The organism is Mesorhizobium sp. M0437, from assembly GCF_040321335.1.
Classification (GTDB): domain Bacteria; phylum Pseudomonadota; class Alphaproteobacteria; order Rhizobiales; family Rhizobiaceae; genus Mesorhizobium.
Genome location: NZ_JAMYRK010000036.1, coordinates 45,762 through 62,952, shown reverse-complemented (window position 1 = coordinate 62,952; position 17,191 = coordinate 45,762). Strand labels below are relative to the sequence as shown.

The following is a 17,191-nucleotide window of genomic DNA, read 5'->3' as shown; positions in this document are numbered from 1 at the left end:
GTATTCACGGCCTGGACATCGAGCGAGGCCGGATCGATGTTGAGGCCGGCGCCAGGCTGGACGACATTGGCGACGATCAGGCCGACGATCAGCGCGAGCGTCGAGAAGGTGAGGAAATAGACCATTGCCTTGCCGGCGACCCGGCCGACCTTGTGAAGATCGTTCATGCCGGCAATGCCGGTCGCAATTGTCAGGAAGATGACAGGCGCGATGATCATCTTGACCAGCTTGATGAAGGCATCACCCAGCGGCTTCAGGCTCTCGCCGGTTCCCGGATAGAAATAGCCAATTGCGACGCCGAGGGCGATGGCGGCAAGCACCTGCGCGTAAAGCTTGGCATAGAAGGGTTTGCGGGGCGCGGGACTCGCGCCGCGGACTTGTGCAGCTGACACTGTTTCTCTCTCCCTGACCGGATCGAGGTGGCGTGACTTCTCCCGGGCTTCTCCCTATCGCGGCGCTCCGGTCGAACGCTGCACCAACGCCGCCGCAATACCCATGCCAAATAGATCCGCATGACCTGAACTGACGTTGGGCTCGCCAATGATGGGATGAATGCGGTGGCACAAGACGGGAATGACAAGGCCGCCGTCCAGCACGCGCTTGATGTTCTCCGGCAGATTGCCGGTCGATCTCTCTGGCTTGCCGTTTTGCTGCACATCGTGGTGGGCTCCTCGGTTTGCCGACTTTGGGAAGGGCCGCATCGCTGGCACCAGAGCGGAGAATTGCCGTGTTCTTTGCCGCGCTGCCGCTGCAGCGACAGCTTGAAAGCGACGTCGAGACGTAGGGATTGACGCCGCTGGTGCTGACCGCGACGATGCGGTTCAGAAGTTCCGAGCACCGCCGAGAAAGCCGCGCTCGACCGCCACCTTCGCGCCTACACACGCGACGCCGCCGCCTTATCTGCGTCATCAATATCGAGGAAATGGTGGTTGCCGCGACCGACCAGTGTCGTCGGCAGTGATTATCGCTCCCGCCTCTGGTTCGCAGGCGCTGGTGACTGGCACGGCCCGGCAACTCGGCGCGGTCAGCCGCTCGGGCACCGCATCGCCGGCGCCGTATTTCTGTCGTTCAACATCGCCGACAAAAATTAGAACTGATGAATTCTATCATAGGCCGCGAGGTTTTCTTTCACGAATGAAAGAAAGCTCGATTGACTATCCCGCCTCGCTCCAGTCTTTTGAAAATCAACGTGTGGTTGCCCCCGTGCAAGCCGAGAACGTGGCCAAGCTTCGTGGAGGGAGAGCCAAGCGATGCGTCAGGGGTCGACCCGCTTTGCACTCGACCACACGGCGGTGGCACGAGTTCACGTCAGAGCATTTTCGCGCTTGCCCGCGACGTCGCGGGCGCACATGCCGCCGGCATGCATTTCATGGCGCGAGATCGAGGATCATATGCACCACAACATTCCCAAATCAGAACAAAATGCCAGCGAGTGCCGCATTTCGCTTCCGGATGCGAAAAGGGCTTACCCAAAGTCCGAGATGAACACCGCGGTCCCTTTTGTGCCATGGCACGAGCACGCGCTTACCGGCATCTTCGAAATATCGAAAGTACTCACCGACCCCGCCCGGCTCGAAGTCACGTTGGCCAAGGTCGTCGATCTCCTGCCCTCGTTTGTGCAGATGCGGCACGGCATCATCGCTCTCTTCGACGCTGAGGGCGTACTGGACATCACCGTAGTCACCGGCTGCGACGAGAACAGCGATGAGCGCTCCCGGATGCGCCTGCCGCGCAAGGCAATCGATCTGATTGTGACGACGGACACGCCGCTCGTCGCCGAGAACATAGCGGTGCATTCGGCCTTCACTGCCGCTGACATAGAGGTGCTTGGGGCCTCCGACACCGTGTCCTTCATCGGCGTTCCCATTCGTGTTGATGGGAACGCCGTAGGCACGCTGACTATCGACCGCGCCTTGGACAGCAGGTCAACGTATCGGCTCGATTATGATGTCCGGCTGCTCACCATGATAGCCAACATGGTGGGACAGACAGTCAAGTTGCACCGCTTCTCCGCGGGCGACCGCGAACGACCGACGGAGGTGGAAGATCGGCTGCAAACGCAATTCTCTGATGTCAAGCACCCTGCACCGCAGCGCAAGAAGGTTCACGTCAAGGGAATGATTGGCGACAGTCCGGCGCTAAGCGCGCTGCTCGAGAAGATCGCAGTGGTAGCTAAGGCAAAGACCACGGTTCTGTTGCGAGGCGAATCCGGTACCGGGAAGGAGCTGGTCGCGAAGGCAATTCACGAGTTGTCGCCGCGCGCCAAGCGGCCCTTCATCAAACTCAATTGTGCAGCGCTGCCAGAGACAGTCCTGGAATCCGAATTGTTCGGTCATGAGAAGGGTGCCTTCACAAGCGCGTTCAATTCCCGCAAGGGTCGCTTTGAGCTCGCCGACAAGGGGACGTTGTTTCTGGATGAGATCGGCGAGATCTCGGCCTCCTTCCAGGCAAAGCTACTGCGCGTGCTGCAGGAGCAGGAGTTTGAGCGCGTCGGCAGCAACCAGACCATCAAGGTCGACGTTCGCGTGATTGCCGCCACGAACAGGAACCTTGAAGAGGCGGTTGCAAGGAATGAGTTCCGCGCCGACCTATATTATCGCATCAACGTGGTTCCCTTGCTGGTGCCGGCATTACGCCAAAGGCGCAGCGATATTCCGCTCCTCGCAGCTGAGTTTCTCAAGAATTTCAACGATGAGAACGGCCGTACGCTGACCTTCGATCCGCGTGCGATTGAAGTACTGATGAAATGTGAATTTCCCGGCAACATTCGCGAGCTTGAAAATTGCGTGCACCGGACAGCGATCCTGGCGGAGGGACTATCAATCGGGAGAAACGACTTTGCGTGCTCCCACGACCAATGCTTTGCCGAGGCGCTGCGGAAGAGCAGATCGGGCAAGGCCGCGCTGCAACCAGCGCCAATCCTGCCAGAGGCAGTGAATCCGGCCACGCCTCCGGATACGGCCGCTCGTTCGGCCGCCACCACAGTCCCGCTTGCCGGAGCAACCCACTCATTGGGCGCGAGGACCACCGACGCCGAGCGCGTTATTGCTGCCATGGAAAGATGTGGCTGGGTACAGGCAAAGGCGGCGCGCCTGCTTGGACTGACCCCGCGCCAGATTGGCTACGTGCTGAGGAAATACGGCATCGAGGTCAAGCGTCTGTGAAAGCATGACTCAGGCGGATTAGCTGAGACCGCTTAGCGGCTTGGCCCGCGCAGGGATGCAGATCCGCGTCCGCGTCAAGTCGATCCGACCGAGGACAGCCTGGCCGAATTCCCGTGGCAGCCGGCGTTGCGACCATCTTGTGAAAGGCGACGCTGCCATCGTCAATCCGTCCGCCATGTTGCTCTCGTTGCGAGCTCATACGGATGAACCTGTGCGACTGAAACGGAGATAAAATATGTCCGATGCAAAACTGCAAGCTGTGCTTTCGTCTCTTCCGCAAGGGACGCGACAGTTAGATGCTCTGCCGTCCAACGGACCAGCGCCGGACAAAAGTTTTGTCAAGCTGAATACGAATGAGAACCCGTTTCCGTTGCCGCCAATCATAATGCAAAGTGCAGTGGCGGCCCTCAATCGCCAGTATCTGTATCCGGACGACGATAACATCAGCTTGAGGGAAGCAGCGTCCAATACCTATGGGGTATCCACGGATCAGGTCATCGCAGGCAACGGGTCGTCTGAACTGCTCGGACTCATCTACAGAGCTTTCCTCGCCCCTGGCGACAAGGTGGCGATGATATCGCCAGGGTTTTCGTTCAACCGCAAACTTGCCATGTTGCATGGTGCTGAGTTTCTCGAGATCGGATGTCAAACTCATTCGCTGCCAATGGAGCAATTGCTTTCCGGTCCGGCAAAAGACGCCAAGTTCATTCTGGTGGCCAATCCAAACAATCCGACCGGAACATTCCTCTCGATAAGCAATATCGAACGCCTCGTGGCACAATCGGATCGCCTGGTCGTCCTTGATGAGGCCTATGTCGACTTTGCACCCGATCACGGGCTGCGCCTCATCAACCGTTATTCGAACCTTCTGATCTTGAGAACATTTTCGAAGAGCTATGCCGCCGCTGGCATTCGCGTCGGTTTCGGTTTCGGTCACCCTGAGATTATTGGCAGGCTGCGCAACATCCAGAACGTCTTCAACATGAACGTGATCGGGCATGCGGTTGGTATCAGCGTGCTTGCGCATCGCGGCGCCTACGCAGAGAACCACAAGCACATCAGACATGAACGACAGCGAGTGACAGCCGCACTGTCGCAACTTGGATTTTCCGTAACGCCCTCCCACGCAAATTTCTTGCTAGCCCGTGTGCCAGCGGGACAGGACGGCTCATGGTGGCAAGCAGCCTTGGAAAGGCAAAAGATACTCGTTGCCTACTTTCCGGACAATGGTTTGGAACATTGCATCCGCGTCAGCATCGGCACAAAAGAGCAATTGGATGCATTTCTTGCTGCCGCTCGCGATATAGTTGGAAGCTTAAGCATACCAAGCACCACAGGCAGGGGAGCGTCAGGCTCTGCTCGTTCGGTACGCTGACGCTAATCCGATATCACACATTGCTATCTTTAGACTTGCTTGGTCACCCAAGCACGACAACATTTTTCTTTAAAATCGGGGACAATATCGAGTGACAAACGTCTTTCCTTCAAACCTAGCCTTCGGCATCTTCGATCATCTGGACGAGGACGGCCTCGATATCGCCCGGCAGTACGAAGATCGCCTGATATTAGCAGAGGCGTGCGATCAGCTAGGGTTCTATGCCTATCATCTCGCAGAGCACCACTGTACCCCCCATGGGAGAGGTCCATCGCCGAATCTGTTCTTATCGAGCGTCGCCCAGCGCACCCGGCGCCTGCGTCTCGGACCCTTGGTGATGCTGCTTGCGCTTTATCATCCGCTGCGTGCGTTCGAAGAGATCTGTATGCTGGACCAGTTGAGCGGTGGCAGGCTCGAACTGGGCATAGGGCGCGGTGCTCTCCCGATCGAATTGGGTTACTTCGGGATTGGTGCGGACGCGGTGCCGGGCCGCTATGCGGAAGCCAGCGAAATTCTTGTTGAAATACTTGTTAATGCCATGAAGGTTGGCACGCTGTGCTATCAAGGCCGCCATTTTGAGCTCAATGACGTTCCTTTGACGCTAAGACCTCATCAGCGTCCACATCCGCCGACATGGGTCGCCGCCAATCGATCCGAGTCCGCAGCCTGGGCCGCTGCGAATGGAGCAAATATCGCGTGTGTAGGACCTTCCTCTTCTGTTCGCAAAACTACTGATGCGTTCCGCGCCTATCAAGAGGACAACACTGGCGCGGGCGATCGAGCGCCATTTATTGGATTGCTCCGCATGGTCGTGGTTGGGCGTTGTGACACACATGCCTATTCGCTCGCGGCACCTGCTTACGAACGATGGCTCAAGAGCTTCCAATTCCTTTACGAGCTTAACGCTATCCCCACTCCACCCAACCTGCCGCTGACCTTCGATGCGGCAGTCGAGAGTGAATTGTGCGTGGTAGGATCAGCAGCGTCTGTGCGAGAAGCTCTGCTCAGTCAGTTGGAAGAGGCAGGTGCTAACTACCTTCTTTGTCAACTGGCATTTGGGAATCTGCCGCTAGATGCTTCCCTATACACCGCGACGACCATTCAATCCGAAATCATGGCTCGACTTGGCTGACATGAAATTCGCGGTCTGATCCGAAGGTAAATCGTTGTAACTGCGCTCCCTCACATTGCTCGAGCGTGCACGTGGTGGGGATTGGGAAATCGTGAGGGAGGCCAAACTGACGAGGAGCCGGCGGCACAGATTACCAGGTTTGTGCGTTGGCCGGCATCTGGGCACGGTGTGAGACTGCACGATCCTAAGGAGATGATGGCCGAGCGCGTCACGATGCCGGCACGCATCTGCTCGTCGCGCTCGCGCTAGTCGGTGCCCATAGCCCGCCGCAAGAGGTTCTTCTCGACCGGGGCGGCGCCGGTGGCGGCTCCCGCATCCAGCTTCATCAGCGGCTCGGCGGTAGCAAAGCCGTCACTCGCTACGGCGCTGTTGAGGGCGCGCTCGCGAGCGGCTTTGCTACGCCGAGCGACACCACCTGGAGCGAGTTCGCCCGATGTCGCGGCGTGCACCGCGGTCGGATAACGACGCTGGAGGAAATCGTTCGCAGCCGGTCTTCACGATCCGCGCGAGTGCTTTGCATGAATGCTGCCTGCTTCCTCGTCTGCGGCGGCCTGAGTGTCCGCCGGCACGCCCGAAGTCAATGTCAGTACCACAAGGCCGCCAAGACGTCAGGTCTGGGAGCCGGCTTGTACGGTCGTATCGTGTTCTGGAATATCGTCAAAGGAGGCGTAGTTGAGATTGTAGAGTTTGGAATACAGGCCCCCCATGGCTATTAGCTGATCGTGGTTGCCAGTCGCAATAACTTGGCCATTCTGAAGCACGATGATGCGGTCGGCACCCCGGATCGTGGCAAGACGGTGGGCGATGACGAGGCCAGTGCGCCCTTCAAGCAGCTTTATCAGAGCCTTCTGAATCTGCATTTCCGTGTAGCTGTCGATGTTGGCGGTAGCTTCGTCGAGCACGAGGATCTTGGCGTCGGCGACGAGGGCGCGGGCGAAACTGATAAGCTGGCGCTGGCCGAGAGATAAGTTGTCGCCGCGTTCGCCAAGTTGGGTCTCATACCCGTCGGCGAGGGTCATTATGAAGTCGTGGGCGCCGACCGCCTTGGCGGCCTCGATCACCTTGTCGCGCGTGGCTTCCGTCTTGTGGTATCGAATGTTCTCGAAGACCGTCCCGGTGAACAGGAACGGCTCCTGCAGCACCATGGCGACCTGGCGGCCGAGCGATTCCTGGGTGAGATCGCGCACATCATGTCCGCCGACCAGCACTTGGCCCTGCTGAACATCATAGAAGCGGTGGACCAGGGCCATCGCGCTCGATTTGCCAGAACCGCTCGGCCCGACCAGTGCGACCGTCTCGCCGGGATTGACCCGGAAGGAGACATTTTTCAGCACCGAACGGTTCGGATTGTAGCCGAAGGTGACGTCCCTGAACTCGACCGAGCCGTCCATTTCGGGCGAAAGCACCTCGGCATTGGGTTTGTCCTGAACATCGATCTTGACGTCGAGCACATCGGTCAGGCGCTTGCCTGAGGCCATGGCGCGCTGCATGACCGAATATTGCAGGGTGAGTGAGCGGATCGGGTCAAAGAAGCGCTGGATGTAAAATAGGTAGGCAACCAATACGCCCACATCTATGCGGCCATTCATGACCATCGAGCCGCCGACCACAATAACGGCGGCCATGGCGAGGCCGGTGAGGCCATCGACGATAGGCACCATGACCAGTGCATATTTGGCAGCGATCAGGTGGGTCCTGAGGTTGGCATGGGCCTTGTCGTCAAAAAGGATGAAATTCACCTGCTGGCGGTCCATTGACTGGACGGTGCGCACGCCGTGAATGGCTTCGGCCAGCGCGCCGTTGACGACGGAATTAGTCTCGTGTGCGGCCATGAAGGCGTCGCGGGCCCGCGGCAGCCAGACAATGCGGACGATCACCAGGACCGGCAGAACCGAGAGCGTCAGGAGGCCGAGGCGGAAGTCGAGCCACAGCATTACGAAAACGATGCCGAAGAGAAGCGCAACATCGCCTACGGAATATACCGAGGTTTCGAGGAATTCCTGTATGGAGTTGACGTCGCCTTGCAGGCGCGACATGAGGCGTCCGACCTCGGTCTTGTCCATGAAGGAGAGCGAAACCTTCTGCAGATGGCCAAACATGGCGCGGCGGATGTCGAACAGGACAGTTTCGGCCACTTTCCCAACCACGGTTTCCTGCATGTAGCCGGCAGCGAAATTGACCAAAATCGCCAAAACGAACGCGCCGACGGCCGCGAGCTGGGCTGAGCGATCGGTCCTTGCCGGGTTCATGCCCTGGTCGAGCGCGTAGCGGATGATCAACGGGATGAGAAGCTGCGTCCCGGTGAAGATCAGCATTGCTGCAATCGTGATGACTACCCTGGCCCGATAGGGACGGACGAAAGCCCAGATGCGCCGGAGGATGCTCTTGTCGAAAGCCCGGCCGAACATCTCCTCCTCGATGCGGTGCGAGCCGACAACCGCGCGCGGAGGGCGTCTACCGTCGTCACGTTCGGCTTCGACTTCGCCGGCGCGGCCCTGCGCCATCAGCGGGCGCCCCCATACTGGCTCATATTGTCATCACCCGGGCGCGTCTGGAGATCGTAAAGGGCCCTGTAGCGTCCCCGCTTCGCCAAAAGCTCTTGGTGCCTGCCGCGTTCTACGATTTCGCCGTTATCGACAAAAAGGATCTGATCGGCATGCACAAGCGCACTCAGCCGGTGCGCGATGATGATCGTCACCCGATCCTTGGCGAAGCGCCGCATCGCAGCGCGGATGCGCTGCTCGGTGCCGGCATCGATCGCGGCCGTTGAGTCGTCGAAAACGACGACGGAGGGGCGCAGCATCATGGTGCGAGCAATCGTGAGACGCTGGCGCTGGCCGCCAGAGAGAGAGACGCCGCGTTCGCCCACGACCGTCTCGTAGCCCGCTGGGAGCCCGAGGATGTAGTTGTGGAGCTGGGCGAATTCGCCAGCGCGTTCGATTCGCTGTCTCTTCGCCCAGGGATCGCCATAAGCGATGTTGTTCTCGATCGTAGTGGTGAATAGGAATGCATCCTGCTGTACGACGGCGACCGCCTTGCGAAGCGTCGCGAGGGTGACATTGCGTATGTCCTGGCCGTCCAGCGTGATGGCGCCACCGGTCACGTCATAAAAGCGGGGGACCAGATGAGCTATCGTCGATTTGCCCGAACCCGGCGGACCGACGATCGCGATCGTCTCGCCTCTACGGGCCTCAAAGCTGACGTTCTTCAGAATGGCGCGGTTTTCGGCGCTGGGGTACGCAAACGAGACATTGTGGAAGCGCAGAGTGCCGTCGCTTATCTCGAGCGGTCTGGCCTCGAGAGCATCCCTGATTGTGATCTCCTGGTCGAGGAGACCGAAAAGCCGCGAACCGCAGCTAGAAGCGCGGGCAAAGGCATTGACCATGAGGCCGATCTGGCGGACTGGCATTTGCAGGATTGTCATGAAGGTCAGGAAGGTCGCCACCGTTCCGACGCTTATCTCGCCAGCGACGAGCTTGCTGCCACCGATCCAGAGCACCAATCCCATTGCGAAAAAGAAGGACAAGGTCATCGCCGACGTGCTGGGCACGTAGATGTCAACTCGGTCGTGGGCGAGGTCGAGCGCGTTCTTGGAAGCGCCGTCGAACTTCAGCATCTCATAGGCTTGAGCCGCAAAAGCGCGGACCACGCGGATGCCTGCGAGATTTTCCTCCATCACGCGGCTTAGTACTGAAAGCCGCTCATGCAGGTCGAGCCAGGTGGCGCGCAGCCTAAGCTGTGTGGCCGATGAGCGCCAGGCGACAAAAGGCACGAAGCTCAGCGCGACCAGGCCGAGCATGGGATCGGTCGAGATCATCATGTAGGCGCCGATCCCGATCAGCATGGTGAGCAGGAGCACGCGAACGAGCGCGGTGGAAAAATACATCCGCACGCCTTGGAGATCGAGCATTCCGATGGTGATCAGATCGCCTGAATGGACCCGGTCGTGAAAGGAAAAGCTGAGACGCTGGATCTTGTCGTAGTAGGCGAGCCGCAGTTCGTACGCGACATGATGCCCGACGGCTTCGGCAAAATAGTTCTGCGCCATCGTGAAAAGGCCGCGTAGCGCGCTGACGGCGAGCAGCAGGAGAGCCGGGATCCAGAGCGCTTGTCCTGCCGCGGTCCCCGCGACACCGCCCCCGATGGCTGTCTGGGTCAGGTCGACGGCCCGGCCGAGAAGCTGGGGAATGAGCAACTGGAGGATTGCCGCCAGGACCGTCGAGCCCATAGCGAAGGCGACCTGCCAGGGATGCCGCAAATTCATACGCGTGATGCGCAACAGCGTACTCAAATCCCGGCCCCAGCGCGCCGCTTCCACATGGGTCAACGAATTCAGAGCGTTCGTTGCGCTGCCGATAGCATCACTGCTCACGGGTCTATTCCCGACTGCATTTTGCGCCTTCGAGGCAAGCGAAGGACCAATCATCAAAGGGGCCCGCCATTGTTAATCCTGTCCACCACCTGCAGCAGGGCGCGTTCCTATAAGCCGAGCCGCGGCTTCACTTACTGGCATGTCGATCACCGTGATTCCGCTTGCCGCAAGGAAACGCGCTTCGTTTCTGGTCAGCGTTTCCGCGTCCATTACCGCGCAATATGGACCTCGGGAGCGCTTCATGATCTGCCTGGCGTAGGTGCGCAGCATCTGATCGTTGAAGCGGCAGCCAACGAAGAAAAATCCACGGGTGATGCGCCGTTCCTTCACCACGTCTGGGATCGGTGTCTGGATATCGATTTCGGTCAGAACTTCGACATAGTCGGAATCTGCGACGAGAAAGTTTTGCGCCGGCCTAATACTCCCGTGAGGCGTATAGAGAACCGTCTTGGCCCCCGATCGGGGGTCGAGTTCCCTCCCGGACAAATCGTAGGTTTTCGTCCAAATGTTACCGATTTCGTTCGCCCGCGTGACGCCCTGTATCTCAACGACGTCCGTTCGGCCGGTCTCTACGAGAGCCGTGCGCATCGCGCCGTCGTACCAGCTGTCGACGATGAGGGAGAGCGGCAGCCTTGCGAGCCAGGCGTGGAGGAGGGTCGGCGCCACCGGCGCTGCGAATATGTCGGTCATCCAAGCTTGCAGCGTCCGGCGATGCCGGCGCTGTTCGATGAACTGCGCAACCGACCACATATTGGTGCGGATCCTGGAAGGGGCTGGCGCCCGCGCATTGAGTGCCGCGGCAACGACCTCCGGCGTATGCGGCACAGGCGGTTCCGCACAGTTGAACCCAAGAAGACCCGGACCGAGATAGGGGATCACCTCATCGGCGGCGAGCGCTTCCTTCGCCAGGTCAAGCAGCTTTTCGGCAAAACTGTCCCGCACGATGACGAGGTGGCCCGATGTCAGGATCGTGTTCATGCTCGTTTCCTCGCGACGCACCTATCAAGGGGCAGCATCAGTCCTGTTCGGAAACCTTCCTTGCCTCGACGGTGATCGGCAGACGCGTATCCCGTGGAAGATCGGGTAGGAGGAGCCGCCACCCGTTCCTGAGCGTCACAGTTCCGCCCCACAACTCTTCCTTCTCGAGCTTGATGATCGGCTCTTCGAGGTCCTTCTTCGGGACATACGCCGACAAGCCAGCCTCGGTCCTGCGGATCATGACTTTCATCTGGCCGTCCCTTCATTGGTATTGCTTTCAGCACTGCAGGGCGCCTCGGCCTTGTCGAGGCTCATCAGTTCACGCGCTCGCATGCCGACGACGGTGCCACGGTCGACCCATTCGACCGCATAGATGAAGAACTGCTGGAGAAAGGTGCCAATGTCGCGCACATATCCCTCGTCGCCCTTCCGCACGAGATTTTCGCCGATCTCCCTGCCAGGATAGGTGCCGTCATTTTTTATATGGCGAGTGGCACGTACCCGCTCTCCCTGCATGAATCGTGGAGGCCTGCGGATTTCGACCTCCTCTTCGCGTCCGAGCGACATGTCCGTTCCCTGATTTCCCTTGAGGCTGCAGATTGTGAACAAGGCGTCCTGCGCAGGCAGCCCCGACCATGTCGGCAGCCCAATGTTCGTCACGCAGGAACGCAGGTCTTCGGCACCGGGCATACCGAGGCACATTGCTGCGCATCGAAGACCCCCTCGCACTCGGTGCACTTTTGCGGCTCGATCACATAGCTCTCGCCTTTGAACTTGATCGCGCCGGAGGGACACTCGAATTCGCAGGCGCCGCATTGGGTGCATTGGGATGCGATGATCTTGAAAGCCATTTTAACTCCTGGTCCGAATGGATGAGACGCGCTCAGGCCGTCGCCGCGAGTGCGGGGGTCCCAGACGCGGCCGCGTAAATCGCGCTGATTGCGGTCTCGATATAGTCGTGGGCATATGCGTCGGTGGCTTGGATTCCAGCGTCGGCGAGCTGATCCTGCGGGCAGTTTCCGATGTTGGCGCACAGCACGACATCTATGCCCTCAAGCGCAGCGATGACGCCATCCAGGGCGGCTTCTCCGCCCCAGCCGCCGAGACAATACTGCTCGACCTTGCGATGCCCGACAAAGCTGATCCCTCTCGGCGATGCTTCGTAAACCTGGAATTCCTTCGCATGGCCGAAATGTTCATTGACGCGGCGGCCGCCCTTGGTCGCCACTGCGAAGAGAAGGGACTTGCTGGGGCTCGCTGCCTTGACCAATCCGATCGCTTCTCTCCTAGCCGCCACGTGATCACGGCGCTCCTCCGCGACCAGCTCCCGATAGGCCTTGCGATTGCTGGCATCATAGGTGACCTCGCCGGGAATTCGGTCGACTGTGAATTCCTGGCCACGATCCTCACCGAGCAGGCCGACGGCATCTGCCCGGCACTGCCGGCAGTGGCGCATCAACTGGGCGCCGCCTTCGACACGATCCTGAAGAGCCTTCATCTCCATTGCGTTTGGGCCGCGTTGCCCGCTCAGTCCGTAGTGCGTGCCGTGCGCCGGGTCCGAAATCAGCGGCATGAGGTTGTGCAGGAACGCGCCTCGCTCCTTAACCCATCTATTCACCTCGATCAGATGCTCATCGTTCACGCCGGGGATCATCACCGAATTGATTTTGGTGAGGATGCCGCGCGCGGTCAGCATCTCCAGACCCAACATCTGCCGCTCGTGCAGGATCCGGGCGGCTTCGATGCCGACGTAGCGGCGATGGTCGTAAAAGATCCAAGGATAGATCTTTGCACCGACCTCAGGGTCGACCATGTTGATGGTGATCGTCACGTGATCGACATTCATGTCGGCAAGCTCATCGACATGGTCCGGCAGCGCGAGCCCATTCGTGGAGATGCAAAACTTGATGTCTGCGATTTCCCTGGCGACTCGTTCGAACGTTGCCTTCGTCTTTTTCCAGTCGTAACAGGCATCGCCAGGTCCGGCGATGCCGAGCACGGAAAGCTGCGGCACCTCGTTGGCGACCGCGATCACCTTGCGTAGCGCCTGGTCGGGCGTCAGCTTTTCGGAGACCACCCCAGGCCGGCTTTCGTTGGCGCAGTTATATTTGCGATTGCAGTAGTTGCACTGGATATTGCAGCCGGGCGCCACCGCGACGTGCATGCGCGCGAAATAGTGATGCGCCTCTTCTGAAAAGCAGGGGTGATCCTTGATCTTGTCCCAGACAGCCGGATCCGTGTCGTCCGGCTTTATCGACGAGCCGCAGGACGAAGACGCGCAGCCACCGGCTTTCACGGTGGCAAGCAACTGGTCATCGAATGTCGTGCTGAGGCTCTCAAGCGAAATTGCCGGTGCGGACATCGAACGGCTCCGTTGCTGGGTGAATGTCGCAGTTCAAACCGCAAGAGCTATGCCAGCTCAAAGAGCGGTTTTGGTTCACGAATTGGCTTTCGTGTCGGATTCCGTCGGATTGCTCCGACACACCTTTGTCGGGCTTCCGACAGTGGACAAGCATCGGGTCGCGAAGGCTACCAGCCTTGGGCGCGAAGGGTGTGAGGGAGACTACTTCGGGCTTACGTTTGACGTCATCACGACGTCTAGAATTTCTTCACCTCGATGCCATATCGGCGCAGCGCGTAGCCGATTTGCCGCGGCGTGAGGCCGAGGATACGAGCCGCCCTGGCCTGAACCCAACCGGCCTTGTCCATCGCGTCGATCAGCCGATCGCGTTCCGTCAGACGCGGGGGACAAGCGGGATCGTTTGGATCGCCGGCCGCAAGGGGAGAAACGTTGCCTGCGGAGGCACCGATGCGACTGGCCGGCAGCCGCAATCCGACCGGCACTGCGTTGACCCGTGCGAGATCGTCGATGGTATTGCCGCCATTCGAGCGGTCGGCTCGCTTCCAGAGGAGCCAGGAAAGGCACTGGCTCTTCTTACAGGCGAAATCGGATGGCGTGATCGTCCTTGAACGCGCAAGTGTGGCCGTCCTTTGGACGCAGTTCTCCAGCTCGCGGACGTTACCAGGGAAGTAGCATTGCGAGATCAGGTCAAGCGCCGACGGCGCGAAGGCGAGTGCGCGATCGTTCTCCTTGTTGAATCGATTGAGGAAGGCGTTCGCAAGGCGTGGAATATCGCCGGGTCGCTCTCTGAGCGGAGGCAGGATAATTGGCACCACATTGATGCGGTAATAAAGGTCGGCCCTGAACTCCCCTTTTATGACGGCCGTCTCGAGGTCCTTGTTGGTGGCGCATATGAGGCGCACGTCGACCTGTAGCGTTTTGGTGCCGCCGACTCGCTCCAACTCGCCTTCCTGCAAGACACGCAACAGCTTGGCTTGAAAGGCCGGCGAAATCTCGCCGATTTCATCAAGTAGCAGCGTTCCCTCATTTGCCAATTCAAAACGACCGGCGCGCTGGGAGATAGCACCCGTGAAAGCGCCCTTTTCATGCCCAAACAGTTCTGACTCCAGAACGCTTTCAGACAGTGCGGCGCAGTTCAATTTGACGAAAGACTTCTTCCTCCGACGTGAGAGCTTATGGATGGCTTGCGCAAAGAATTCCTTGCCGGTGCCGCTTTCACCCCGCAGTAGCACGGTGGAATTGGTCCCTGCTACGACCGAGACGGTTTCGAGCACCTGCTTGAGTGCGGGGCTTTCCCCGATGATCCCGTCGATTTTGACATCCGCATGCCGGGCAGGGTCGTAGGTCCTCCCCTCGTTGGGCGATTTCTCCGGTCTGCATTGCTCATGGACAGACCGCTGACGATCTGTACTCAGGATGCGATGGAGACGGATCGTCCGGCCGACAAGGTTGGCGACCATCGTCAGGAAGTATGTGTCCTCGTCGTCGCGAAAGTCGGTGGCGCCGTCTCCGGCGCGGTCGATCGACAATGTCCCAAGGATTTTATGATCAGCCTTTAGCGGGATACCGATAAAGGCAATTGGGATGGTGCCGCTGCTCGAAGATGTTTGAAGGTCAGCCTGAAATAGTTGGGACTTGCGGACGTCCGGTATGAAGAGCGGCGTCCCCGTAGCGACGATTTGATCTGTTATGGCCTGTGGTATGACGCGGCGAGTGCCTGATTGAGGTGCGTGGGTATTGCCGGCAGTTGCGGCAATCTCCGGCTCTCCTTCAGCGTCCAGGACGACGATTGCTCCGTGACGCATCTGCAGAAACGAAGGCAGGATGTTCACGACATTGGCGAGCGTAATCTCCAGCTCGCTGGGGGCGGTCAGCACCTTCGATATCTCGTAGAGTCCCCTGAGCGCGATATCTGCTTGGGGCATGCTTTTGATGGGCGGTTCAGGGCGGGTATCCCGAGGTGCTACCTCGTCGACCCGATCTTGCGGTACGTGAGCCATGGAAACACCTCAGCGGTTGTCGTCCAGAGTGCTCCTCCTTTTGTGTCTGAGTCTGAATTGTGAAAGCACAGTATTGACGAGCTTCTCTTCGTGGCGCGGCAATTCAAGCAAAGATAGACTTGGCGTTGGTCGCGACCTCAGGTGTACCAAGATTGACCCGCTTGATACGGTGCGTGCGTCCTCATCCGAATTTGAAGAGGACTCCGAAGCCGCCGCGTGGATAGTTCCACTCGATCTCGCCACTGGTCTCGCACAAAATCCGGCAGGTGCCGCACTCCATGCAGCCGTCGGCAGTGATCTCCACCTGACCTTTGTCGTTCAACTCATAACATTTCGCGGGGCAGACGTGGGTCAGCGCGAGCAAGTTCGCGCTTGGCCTCTCGTGCGGTCGCACTTTGATATGCGGACGGCCGGAATCCACCAAGTAGCGGTTCTGGTAAAGCTTGTCCTCGACACGTGACTTCGTCACTGCGATCGTCATTTCGTCTCCCCTCAGCGCCACGCCAATGCAAGGCGGACCGCGTCGCTGACCAACCCCCAGCGCGAGCGCGCCTTGATGAAGGCCGCCGTGGTCGCCTTTTCCTTCTCGATCTTCGGCGTGCCGTCGACACGCATGAAGTTCTGCGCGGCTTGCGACATCAACCGCGGATAAGCCGTGAAGTAATTGCAGGAATTGGTGTGGAGCAAGGCCGGCATGTCTTTGTATTTCCTTAGGTCCTTGACCACGAAGGACTTGTCCAGCATGGCTTTGTAAAGGGCGAGATTCCGTTTGGTCATAGGATCGTTGCGGCTCTTGACCTCGATGATTGCCTCAGCCGCGATGCGGCCGGAGGTCATGGCGAGGTTCGAACCCTCGCGGTGAATGGCGTTGTTCAGTTGCGCGGCATCGCCGACCACGACCCAACCGTCGCCAAAGAGCTGCGGAATAGCCTTGTAGCCGCCTTCGGGAATGAGATGCGCGGAATATTCTTTCACTTCCGAGCCGGCGATCAGCGGCCGGATCGAAGGATGGGTTTTTAAGGCGTCGAGGAGGACGTAAGGGCTCTCGACCATCGCGGCGAAATCGGAGACGAGGCAGCCAATGCCCAGTGAGATCGACTCCTTGTTGGTGTAGAGGAAGCCGAGCCCGGCCATGCTGCGGGAGGTCGTGCCCACCGCCTCGATCACGCAGCCTTCATCGCCTTTGAGGCCGAACCGCTGCTCAATGACCTCTTCGGGCAGGAAATGCATTTCCTTGACGGCGAGCGCCACGGTTTGCGGCTTCGGCATCTCGCGCAGGCCGGCCCGCGTGCCAAGCAGTCCGCATACACCTTCTGCGAGGACGACCACGTCCGCGTAGATGGCTCCGCCGGCCCGGTCTGTGCGGACGCCGATCACCCTGTGCTTGGCGTCACGGATGAGTTCCGTCACGGTCGTCTCGCACAGAACCGTCGCGCCGGCCTCGCGCACCTTACGCGAAAACCATTTATCGAACTGGGCACGGATGATCGTGTAGCGGTTGGGCTTCGCCTCATTGAAGTCGTCCGACCGATAGTGAATCCCGGTATGGGATGTGTCGTCCATCACCCAAAGCCGCTGTTCAACCAAATGCCGCTCGAGAGGCGCATCGTCCCGGAAATCCGGGATGATCTTCTCCAGCATGTTCGCGTACATGATGGCACCCTGGACATTCTTGGAGCCCGGATATTCACCCCGCTCCAACTGCAGCACCTTCAGGCCGTGGCTGGCCATGGTGTAAGCAGCTGCGTTTCCGGACATGCCGGCCCCAATAACAATGGCGTCGAATTGTTCCTCAATCATGTCCATCC

General features: G+C 59.3%; 16 protein-coding genes. 3 read left to right on the top strand and 13 right to left on the bottom strand.

The annotated features are described in order from the left end of the window. Positions 1 to 392, bottom strand: a 392-nt coding sequence (locus NKI72_RS21600) for a cation:dicarboxylate symporter family transporter (RefSeq protein ID WP_352850850.1), incomplete at its 3' end; no start/stop codon positions are given. 54 nt (positions 393 to 446) lie between these two features. After that, the gene (locus NKI72_RS21595) at positions 447 to 656 is read right to left on the bottom strand and encodes a hypothetical protein (protein WP_352850848.1); all 210 of its coding nucleotides are present in this window, start codon (positions 654 to 656) and stop codon (positions 447 to 449) included. Positions 657 to 1,391: 735 nt separating this feature from the next. On the opposite strand from NKI72_RS21595, the gene nifA (NKI72_RS21590) reads away from it, so the two are divergent. From nifA (NKI72_RS21590) to NKI72_RS21580, 3 genes are all read left to right on the top strand, one after another. Next, on the top strand, positions 1,392 to 3,164 hold the full coding sequence (gene nifA, locus NKI72_RS21590; protein ID WP_502908982.1) for a nif-specific transcriptional activator NifA: 1,773 nt from the start codon (positions 1,392 to 1,394) through the stop codon (positions 3,162 to 3,164). Between the two features lie 235 nt (positions 3,165 to 3,399). Then, positions 3,400 to 4,539: a histidinol-phosphate transaminase gene (hisC, locus tag NKI72_RS21585; protein WP_352850847.1), complete on the top strand. Its 1,140-nt coding sequence runs from the start codon at positions 3,400 to 3,402 to the stop codon at positions 4,537 to 4,539. Between the two features lie 91 nt (positions 4,540 to 4,630). Continuing rightward, positions 4,631 to 5,671, top strand: coding sequence for an LLM class flavin-dependent oxidoreductase (locus NKI72_RS21580; RefSeq protein WP_352850845.1), 1,041 nt, complete (start codon positions 4,631 to 4,633; stop codon positions 5,669 to 5,671). Between the two features lie 245 nt (positions 5,672 to 5,916). On the opposite strand, the gene NKI72_RS21575 is transcribed toward NKI72_RS21580, so the two are convergent. From NKI72_RS21575 to NKI72_RS21525, 11 genes are all read right to left on the bottom strand, one after another. Then, positions 5,917 to 6,120, bottom strand: a complete 204-nt coding sequence (locus tag NKI72_RS21575; RefSeq protein ID WP_352850843.1) for a hypothetical protein — start codon at positions 6,118 to 6,120, stop codon at positions 5,917 to 5,919. A gap of 159 nt (positions 6,121 to 6,279) precedes the next feature. Next, positions 6,280 to 8,175, bottom strand: coding sequence for an ABC transporter ATP-binding protein (locus NKI72_RS21570; protein ID WP_352850842.1), 1,896 nt, complete (start codon positions 8,173 to 8,175; stop codon positions 6,280 to 6,282). Continuing rightward, complete coding sequence (locus tag NKI72_RS21565; RefSeq protein ID WP_352850841.1) at positions 8,175 to 10,043, bottom strand: ABC transporter ATP-binding protein; 1,869 nt, start codon at positions 10,041 to 10,043, stop codon at positions 8,175 to 8,177. Before NKI72_RS21565 ends, NKI72_RS21570 begins: the two co-directional genes overlap by 1 nt. 72 nt (positions 10,044 to 10,115) lie before the next feature. Beyond that, positions 10,116 to 11,021 carry an SIR2 family NAD-dependent protein deacylase gene (locus tag NKI72_RS21560; RefSeq protein WP_352772734.1) on the bottom strand — a complete coding sequence of 302 codons (906 nt, stop codon included), beginning with the start codon at positions 11,019 to 11,021 and terminating at the stop codon, positions 10,116 to 10,118. A gap of 37 nt (positions 11,022 to 11,058) precedes the next feature. After that, positions 11,059 to 11,271, bottom strand: a complete 213-nt coding sequence (nifT, locus tag NKI72_RS21555; protein ID WP_352542071.1) for a putative nitrogen fixation protein NifT — start codon at positions 11,269 to 11,271, stop codon at positions 11,059 to 11,061. Continuing rightward, positions 11,268 to 11,588 (bottom strand): nitrogen fixation protein NifZ, encoded by a 321-nt coding sequence (locus NKI72_RS21550; RefSeq protein WP_352833757.1) that lies wholly within the window; start codon positions 11,586 to 11,588, stop codon positions 11,268 to 11,270. Before NKI72_RS21550 ends, nifT begins: the two co-directional genes overlap by 4 nt. 89 nt (positions 11,589 to 11,677) lie before the next feature. Beyond that, the gene (locus NKI72_RS21545) at positions 11,678 to 11,872 is read right to left on the bottom strand and encodes a 4Fe-4S dicluster domain-containing protein (RefSeq protein WP_023678248.1); all 195 of its coding nucleotides are present in this window, start codon (positions 11,870 to 11,872) and stop codon (positions 11,678 to 11,680) included. Between the two features lie 32 nt (positions 11,873 to 11,904). After that, the gene (gene nifB / locus NKI72_RS21540; protein WP_352850840.1) at positions 11,905 to 13,383 is read right to left on the bottom strand and encodes a nitrogenase cofactor biosynthesis protein NifB; all 1,479 of its coding nucleotides are present in this window, start codon (positions 13,381 to 13,383) and stop codon (positions 11,905 to 11,907) included. Positions 13,384 to 13,619: 236 nt separating this feature from the next. Further along, positions 13,620 to 15,383, bottom strand: coding sequence for a nif-specific transcriptional activator NifA (nifA, locus tag NKI72_RS21535; protein WP_352548219.1), 1,764 nt, complete (start codon positions 15,381 to 15,383; stop codon positions 13,620 to 13,622). A 181-nt stretch (positions 15,384 to 15,564) separates the two neighbouring features. Then, a complete protein-coding gene (locus NKI72_RS21530; RefSeq protein WP_023678245.1) occupies positions 15,565 to 15,864 on the bottom strand; it encodes a ferredoxin family protein in 300 nt (99 codons plus the stop codon). Positions 15,865 to 15,875: 11 nt separating this feature from the next. Further along, a complete protein-coding gene (locus tag NKI72_RS21525) occupies positions 15,876 to 17,183 on the bottom strand; it encodes an FAD-binding protein (protein ID WP_352548322.1) in 1,308 nt (435 codons plus the stop codon). Positions 17,184 to 17,191: the final 8 nt, after the last annotated feature.